12 protein-coding genes are annotated in these 7,855 nt (G+C 57.6%); all 12 read left to right on the plus strand.

Going from position 1 to position 7,855, the window contains the following annotated elements; all coding sequences use genetic code 11:
- The first annotated feature begins 76 nt into the window (after nt 1-76).
- The 12 genes from ACMWL8_RS24840 (at nt 77) to ACMWL8_RS24895 (ending at nt 7,740) form a co-directional block, all read left to right on the plus strand.
- Complete coding sequence (locus ACMWL8_RS24840) at nt 77-391, plus strand: hypothetical protein (protein WP_023338051.1); 315 nt, start codon at nt 77-79, stop codon at nt 389-391.
- Nucleotides 392-450: 59 nt separating this feature from the next.
- Nucleotides 451-912 (plus strand): DUF1419 domain-containing protein, encoded by a 462-nt coding sequence (locus ACMWL8_RS24845; protein ID WP_048974901.1) that lies wholly within the window; start codon nt 451-453, stop codon nt 910-912.
- 89 nt (nt 913-1,001) lie between these two features.
- Entirely contained in the window at nt 1,002-1,202 is a 201-nt protein-coding gene (locus ACMWL8_RS24850) for a hypothetical protein (RefSeq protein WP_031494497.1), read from the plus strand.
- A gap of 40 nt (nt 1,203-1,242) precedes the next feature.
- Complete coding sequence (locus ACMWL8_RS24855) at nt 1,243-2,034, plus strand: N-6 DNA methylase (RefSeq protein WP_032663722.1); 792 nt, start codon at nt 1,243-1,245, stop codon at nt 2,032-2,034.
- 42 nt (nt 2,035-2,076) lie between these two features.
- Nucleotides 2,077-2,412, plus strand: coding sequence for a hypothetical protein (locus tag ACMWL8_RS24860; protein WP_023345479.1), 336 nt, complete (start codon nt 2,077-2,079; stop codon nt 2,410-2,412).
- A gap of 687 nt (nt 2,413-3,099) precedes the next feature.
- Nucleotides 3,100-3,372 (plus strand): hypothetical protein, encoded by a 273-nt coding sequence (locus ACMWL8_RS24865; RefSeq protein WP_023337954.1) that lies wholly within the window; start codon nt 3,100-3,102, stop codon nt 3,370-3,372.
- A gap of 43 nt (nt 3,373-3,415) precedes the next feature.
- Nucleotides 3,416-3,781 (plus strand): hypothetical protein, encoded by a 366-nt coding sequence (locus tag ACMWL8_RS24870; protein WP_015572064.1) that lies wholly within the window; start codon nt 3,416-3,418, stop codon nt 3,779-3,781.
- A gap of 67 nt (nt 3,782-3,848) precedes the next feature.
- Nucleotides 3,849-5,861, plus strand: a complete 2,013-nt coding sequence (locus tag ACMWL8_RS24875) for a ParB/RepB/Spo0J family partition protein (RefSeq protein ID WP_033488161.1) — start codon at nt 3,849-3,851, stop codon at nt 5,859-5,861.
- A gap of 37 nt (nt 5,862-5,898) precedes the next feature.
- Nucleotides 5,899-6,333, plus strand: coding sequence for a conjugation system SOS inhibitor PsiB (psiB, locus tag ACMWL8_RS24880; protein WP_033488162.1), 435 nt, complete (start codon nt 5,899-5,901; stop codon nt 6,331-6,333).
- Entirely contained in the window at nt 6,330-7,058 is a 729-nt protein-coding gene (locus tag ACMWL8_RS24885; RefSeq protein ID WP_033488163.1) for a plasmid SOS inhibition protein A, read from the plus strand. Before psiB ends, ACMWL8_RS24885 begins: the two co-directional genes overlap by 4 nt.
- Nucleotides 7,055-7,381, plus strand: a complete 327-nt coding sequence (locus ACMWL8_RS24890; protein WP_033488164.1) for a hypothetical protein — start codon at nt 7,055-7,057, stop codon at nt 7,379-7,381. The genes ACMWL8_RS24885 and ACMWL8_RS24890 overlap by 4 nt, the downstream gene beginning before the upstream one ends.
- 56 nt (nt 7,382-7,437) lie before the next feature.
- Nucleotides 7,438-7,740, plus strand: coding sequence for a hypothetical protein (locus ACMWL8_RS24895; protein WP_033488165.1), 303 nt, complete (start codon nt 7,438-7,440; stop codon nt 7,738-7,740).
- Nucleotides 7,741-7,855 lie beyond the last annotated feature (115 nt).

Consider the following 7,855-nt stretch of genomic DNA (forward strand, 5'->3'; position numbering starts at 1 on the left):
CCGTTGCTCCTTTGCCCTTTGCCGCGAGAGAACTCACCAGGGAGATGGACAACCATCACCACAGGAGAAAACCAGGATGCACACACGAAACGTCAACGTCAAAACCGCCGCTCAAGAATCTTCCAGAAAGATGGGGGGAAAAACCGTGTCGTACACGATCCTCGTCGCTGAGACGAAAAAAAACTCTGAGGAGGAATCGGACGTTCTGGAGTTCAGCAGCCTTGCTGAGCTGAAGAAACTGCGCAGACGTTGCCCCGAAACAATGCGCTGCACCTATTTCTACGCCCTCAGCAGCGGCGTCGATAAACAGTTCCGCCATATCCATGTGGCTGAAGCTGACCACTTCAAACAGTTTGTGCGCCTGATCGAGCGCGCAGGTATCGACATTTAAATCCGGCTCACCCCGTGCGGCAGCCGCCGCACGGAATCTCATCAGACAGGAGCATGAAGATGAACGTTAACACCCCGGCCGCTGCACCAATGGCCTTTTTCGTTCCGTCACATAACGCCGTTTATGACCGGGCAACAAAGCTGGAAGGGCAGTGGGTGACTCAGCGTGAAGCGATAACGCTGGAATCCCTGCGCCGCCTCTATCCGGATGCGGAGTTGATCCCCGCGACTCTGGTACAGGAAAAGCAGAATGACGGCTATCGCCGTCCCTGGGTTGAAATCACCGAGGCCCGGTACATCGACCAGATGGAAACGCTGCCGCCTGTGGACTGGTGCCGAGGTTTTGGCGGGGAGTCGTTCAAGTCGATGGAGTTTACGGGCGGGGACGTGACCGCGATTTTTGTACGGTACGGCGCGCGTTTCTTTGAGTGCCATGACCTGCACACCCGCCATCACCGGGAGCTGATTGGCGACGTGATCGCCCGTTTCTGTCTCGATGCGCCGCTGAATTCCGCGCATTAAAAAAGCAGGGTTGCCCCTGCTTTCTCAACGCCGTATCTGGCCTACCAAAACGAGATACGGCAATCACAACCAAAGTAAGGAGATTGATCGTGAAATTTGACCCGCAAACTGTCGCACAGGCGAAGGCATTTGTAAATGCCCTCCGCGCCGGAAAACGCGCACGCGTACCCGCGCTGCGCTTCTCACAGTGGCAGCCGTTCCTGTCCGTGGTAAATGCCGAAACGGGCTACGCCGCCGATGCTGACTGTGGTCTGGCTGTCAGCGTCTACCCGGCGCTTGGACTGGCATAACAGGAGACGGCGGCCCGCGGGCGGCCGGTAAGGAGAAACCATGTCACAACTGAGTTTTGAATCCCTGTTCCTGGCAGACCAGATTGATCCGCAGCCGCAGGGTTCTGCGCCTGCCCGGATGCTGTCGCCAGCTGAGGCGCGTAAAGAGTTCGCTAGTGTCTTCCGTCAGACGGCGAAAAATATGCGCCGTTCCGAAGTGTTCCGCGACTTCATCACCCTGGCAGCCAGCGAGCTGGATATGGCCCGTATTCGCTCGCCGGAGAACATCGAAAACAGCCGTCGCATCTGCGAACGGTATCAGCCGGACGATCTGGACGCCATGAAGCAGCTGTTCTGCCTGTTGGTGGAGGGGCTGGCGGGTGAAATTCATGATTTCCTCGGCGCTCTGTATATGGAGCAGGAGCTGGGCGCGGACGAAATGGGGCAGTATTTCTCCCCGTCCTGCATCTCCCGCCTGATGGCCGGACTACTCATGCCCGGCGCTCAGGAGACGATAAAGCGTGAGGGGTGGATAACGCTCGATGAGCCAGCCTGTGGTAGCGCCGGAATGGTCATTGCCTTTGCATACTGGCTGGCTGAAGCGGGATATAACCCTTCAGAACAGCTGTATGCCACCTGCACTGACATCGATCCAATGGTGGCAGATATGGCCTTTATCCAGCTGGCACTGCTGGGTATACCCGCGAAAGTCGTGACCGGTAATACGCTGACCCTGAAAGCAAACCTCGTGCGTTACACCCCCGTTTATTACTTCAATGACTGGCAGGGACGTCTGGTATTTCGCAGTCGTCTGGATGCAATGAAAAACTTTCTGGCCACCGTGGCCGCCTGACTGACAGAGCGGCAGGGCTAACCTGCCGCAGGGAGAGAGAAAATGACAAGCAACACACTGAACGCTGTTCCGGCGACCGTGCTGGAGACGATGGCAGAACGCCTTAACGGTCAGCCTGAACCGCTAAAAATCCGCAGCAACGATGATCACGCCGCGCTGGCTGCAGATGTGCTCTGGAAATTTGCCCGTAAAACCGGGCTGAACAGGGAAAGCGAAAGCGTGCAAACTGTTATCACGGATTTTCTGGCCAATCTGCTGCACCTGTGCGAACAGTGCGAGCCGGACGGGGCTGGCATTGAGGGATTTAATGCCCTGCTGAATATGGCCATGATGCACTATGAGCAGGAAAACGGAGGTGACAGCGAAGAACCGATCTGATCGGAAATCCTTGCCCCGGTGCATATCATCGGGGCAACCGCAAAAAAATGCTTCCCCTTCGGGGAAACGGGGAGGGCGAAAGCGCCTCCGGCGCTCCTGCCTTTCCCCGTTGCAGTGCTTCTCTCCTTACCTGCGATCATAACCGGCGTCCTGCTGGTTATCTTTCTCCGCTGCAGCTCCGTTATGGCCATAACCCGAAAACAGGGCAGGGCGATGGCCCCCTTCGGCTCCCGGCCAGCGTTGCTGCCCGGTCGTCGAGCCCCACTCCGCCAGGGCGGCTGCTGCGCACCCGCCGGGCTCCGCCGAACCCCTTCGGGTTTCGGGCTGACGCTAGGGTCTGATGGCTAAGGTCAAAGGCTGCGGCTTCTCCGGCCGTGCCGTCCGGAACGCCTTCACCGCGCCGGCTGATGCCGTCGCTTTAATGGCGCCACGCCGTTCCGCCGTGTCGGGTGTGTGCATCCTGTTCCCCCGGTGAAGCCATCCCCCGTGCGTCCTCACGCGGAGGGCTATTCGTAGCACCGTCTGGTCGTCATCCGAAGGGTGAAATGCACTCCGCCAAAAGTTTTTGCGGGACGCAAAAACTTTTGTCTCCGCCCTTCTCCTGCCGCCCGGCCGTAGCTACTCGGCCCTTGCCGCGAGAGAACTCACCAGGGAGATGGACAACCATCACCACAGGAGAAAACCAGGATGCACACACGAAACGTCAACGTCAAAACCGCCGCTCAAGAATCTTCCAGGAAGATGGGGGAAGAACAAAACCCTGTTTCTGTCGCACGGGAGTGGGTGGCTCAGGCCACTTCGCTGAAGGCGGGGGTCACCGTCACCTTGTCCGACGTATCCCGATACGGCGACGTGCAGGTGGAGATCCGCACCAACGGAACGCTTAACTGGCGCGCCTGGTCGTTTGAACCGGATTTTCTTTTTGAACTGAAACGCAATCTGCAATACGTGCAGCTTTAACCGGAGGCCGGATGTCCGGCCTTAACCCAGAGAAGGAGGAAACATGCAGAACCTTAACACCCGTCCGGCGACCCGTAAGGTCGGGCAGAGCACCGAAATCGTGAAGCTGCTGCGCATTCAGGCCAGCGACACCCACGTGGTCGAGTTTGACAACGTGGACACCCGATTTAATGACTGCAACAACTGGCAGGTGATGGCAGGAGGCAAACGAGTCCTGTTCAGCAACCGCATGTATGAGCGTTTTTCAGATGTGAAATCGGGGATCGTGGCAACGATCAACGTGTGTGAAAACAGCGGCAGCGTAACGGATAAAGCGATGCTGGAAGGGGCAAAAGTCATGATGCAGCTTCTTGATGGCTATCCGTCCTTTGGAGCACTGGCAGCACACCCGAAACGCATTACCGGTTAACCGAGTGCCGTGACCGGATCGCACTCCGGCCACGGCTAACCACAACTATCACTGAGAGGTAAAAATCATGGTCGCCACCAATACTACGGCAAAAAAACCAGCCAAGACCACCCGTCAGACTAAATCTACGGAAAAAATCGCGCAGTCTACCGAGCAGAAGCTCGTCCAGCTGCTTGCTGATACGCCCGTACAAATCTTCCCGTACTCCCGCCTGTCACACACTGGCTTAAACACGCGCATCATTCCGCATACCGATCAGGAAGTGGAAGAGATGGCAGACAGCATTCAGGCAATGGGCATCCTGCAAAACCTGATCGGTGCAGAACTGCCGGACGGTACGATCGGCATTGTCGGCGGGGAAGGTCGCCGCAGAGGCACAGGCATTCTGGTGATGCGCGGTGTGCTCGATGCAGACACGCCGTTTGTTCCGGTGAAAGTCCTGCCCGTGGAGATGGCTGTGGCGGCCTCGATGATCGAGAACGGTCGACGTAAAAACATGCATCCCGCCGAGCAGATTATCGGTTTTCGTACCCTTCAGCAGGAAGGTAAAACGGCTTCTCAGATCGGCGCACTGATGGGCTATCACCCGCGCCACGTTCAGCGCTGCCTGAAGCTGGCGAATCTTGCCTCGTCCCTGCTGGATGCGCTGGCGCGGGATGAAATCTCCCTTGAACAGTGTGAAGTCCTGACACTTGCTGATACCCATGAGCGTCAGGAGCAGGTCTGGAAAGAGGCTGTTGTACAGTGGCGCGATCCTGCCGTACAGACCCTGCGCAAAATGGTGACCGACGACAAGATGGCCATCAGTCACCCGATGTTTGAGTATGTGGGCGAGGAAGCCTATACCGCCGCTGGCGGTACGCTGACCGCAGACCTGTTCAGCGACAAGGACAGCACCTTTGCCGATGCGGCGCTGGTGAAATCTCTGCTGGCTGGCAAGCTCACCGTGCTCGCCGCCCGCGTTAAGCAGGAGCAGGGCTGGGGCTGGGCTGAGTATCGTATGACGGAACTAAGCTTCAGTGGTGAGGACGGTGAACTTTACCGTTTTGCCATGCCGAAAGCTGTCCTGACGGAAGAAGAACAGAAGCGCGTCAGCGAGCTGGAAGAACAAAGGGACGCCACTGAAACCTGCGATGACGAATACGAGCTTCAGCAGCAGATCGATGACATTTACTGCGAGGCAGAGTATCGCGAAGCCACGCCGGAATTTCGCGCCGCGCACGGAATCTGGGTGTCATGGGACGGTAGCAATTTTCAGGTTCAGCCTGGTATCCGCAAGCTGACCGACGAAGACCGGGCAGAAGAAGAACAGGCGCGTCAGGAACGTGAAAAGAACGTTATCAGATACACCACGCCTGACATTCCCGCTGACGCCTATCCGGCAACGCTGGTTAAGGCCATGTCGGCGGAGCGCACTCTTGCCGTTCAGGCGGAACTGGCGGGTCGACCTGATGTATCGGTGGCGCTCCTGACGTGGACGCTGTGTCTTGCGCTCTTTGACCGCACCCACGGCAAGCGCAGCGAACCGCTGAAAGCCTATGTGACCTCGAATCAGTATCACCTTGCATCACTGGCTCCATCCGGTGAAGAAGGGAAGGCGCTGACGGCGCTCATTGCACAGAAAAAAGCGCTTCAGGCAACGCTGCCCGAAAACTGGCATCTCGATTTCACCTGGCTGCTGTCATGGTCAGCCGAGCAGGTGAACACACTGCTGGGATTCTGTGCAGTGCACGGTATCAACGGCATTCAGGAACGCCTGTATAACCGCACGGACACCAGTGAACTGGACGCGCTGGAAGCGGCGCTGGACTTTGACCTGCGCAAGTGGTGGCAACCGGGGGCAGAGAGCTACTTCGGCAAGCTTACCATCGCCCAGATCGGCAAGGCCTACGAAGAAGCCGGACTGAGTGCCCGCGCCGGAGAGATTGTGAAGCTCAAGCGCCGCGATGCGGCAAAGGCCGCCGAACAGGATCTGAATGCTCAGGGCTGGCTGCCTGACTGGATGGTGCGCCCTGCGCCAGCCGCTGAGGCTGAAGAAGCCACTGAATCCGACGCTGATACCACTGACCACGCTGCTTAATACCGGAGGCCGCCGCCTTCGGGCGGCGGAAAAAGACATGACCATGCAATATGACCTGAACCGAATCAACACCCTGACCGCCACAGACCTGGAGTTTATCCGTCAGCAGGGCGAGGACGCGCGCCGCGCCCTCAGCGATGCCGTGACCGGCCTTCTGTCGACACCTGAAGGATGGTGCGTCTGTGCCGAGTTCCGCACCGAGTTCGGTGGCTTCTTCCCCGTCCAGTGCCGCTTCAGCGCGGAAGGCAGCGATGACTGGCATCTGTGCGTGTGCAGCCCCGGCGAAGTCTCGCCTTACTGGCTTCTGGTGCTGCTCTCCTCCGGCGGTGAAGTGGTGCGTACCCTTTACCAGAGCGACACGCTCCAGCCTGACCGGATAAACCAGCTTATCGCGCAGCTGGCAGGTATGCGCCGCTTTAACTGCACAGCCAGCACTGTGGTGAACCTGATGAGCGTGGGGGTGACAGCATGATCCCGTCCTCACACGCGCTCGTTTCCCTGAAGCCTGCCCGTCAGGCTGCAATTCAGGCTATCAGCCATGTTGAGTCTGCCCGCGAACGCGGCGCACGACTGCCCGCCATGCCGTATGTGCGTATCTTTCTGCGCTTGCTCACGGGCAGCGGACGCCTCAACGCCACGGTGGCCAATAAAATACCTGGCCTGCACTGGGTGCCAAATAACCGTCATTCGAACCTGAAACAGGTCGAGGAAGCGCTTAACACGATGATTGCCACCTGTGGCGAAGCCTGCCCGCTGCCGCTCACGATTGACGTGCAGGCCGAGCTATTCCCTGAAGTCATGCACACCCGCACGGGGCGACGGCTGCACAGGTCCGGCATTAAGACCACGCGTCAGCTTCGCCGCCAGTCCCGTGAGTACGAACAGCGCTGGAAACTGCGCCAGAACCTGCTGGAGCAGGCGAAAATCGACCTGAATTTTCAGTCACCGGAAACCGTCTGCACCTGGTACACCCGGTGGAGCGACGAGTTTGACGCGGCAGAGCTTGCTGCACCGTTCTGGCGCTGGCAGTCGCGGTTCGCGTCGCTGAAGGAACTTGACTGGCTTCGCATCAGCGGTGAGCCGCTGTATGCAGTGATGTATGAAATCCCGTTTATTGTCCGGGAAACACCTGAGCATGTTCGTGTCGCTGAACGCTGGCAGGTGCCAAATAAGCTGGCTGATCGGAGCGGTGTATGAAGTGGCGCTATTCCCTGCGCTGGAAATTGCCACACATGCCCTGCCCTGGTCCACTGGAGCTGGTTTCAGTTGTCGTGGAGGCAGGGCAGGCGGCACCTGAAGAGGTAATGTCACGCTGGGTAGCTGGCTCAGGTTACGCTGTATGCGTGGATTTTCTCGGTCAGAAACAGATCCAGCGCTGGAGCGATGAACGGAAAGCAGCGGTGAGAAGGCGCAACATGCAGGCACGGATTAATCGTGTTGCCCCTTTGTTTGCCGATGAGTTAATCGAGCGGGAACTGGCAGCGCGTCCGGCGTATTTCAATGGCAAGTCTGCCCGATGAATCAGATACAATGCTGTCTGACTGAACAGATGGCCATACAAAAGGAAAGCAGGACTATGAGGTACTGGTTGCTCGTTATATTACTGTACGCGCTGTTCTTTTTAATCGTCAGGCATGCTGCGCCAGAATGGGAAGGCACGACAGGCTATTATGCTGGCCTGTTCATATGCAGTCTGATAGCGATGGTTATCACATGGCGTGATACGCCAGGCTGGTTCGATAAAGTCCTGCTCTGCGTAATTAAATACGGCGTTCTGAGTGCCGGGATTATCTTCTTTGTCTGGGGCGTCGGGTACAAGCTGGCATTCTGGGGGCAAGGTAATTCTGAGGCCGTATTTGTAAGTGCCGGGGACTGTTAACACCAAGCTGTAATGTCCCCTTTGAACCATTCTAAAATGTCCCCAGACAATTCTCTGGGGGATTTTTCATGATCAAAGAGACTGTTACGATGAGTCATAAGGAACTCCACCGACT

It is taken from the genome of Enterobacter sp. 04-C-12-SI-ECC (genome assembly GCF_047530715.1).
GTDB lineage: Bacteria > Pseudomonadota > Gammaproteobacteria > Enterobacterales > Enterobacteriaceae > Enterobacter > Enterobacter bugandensis.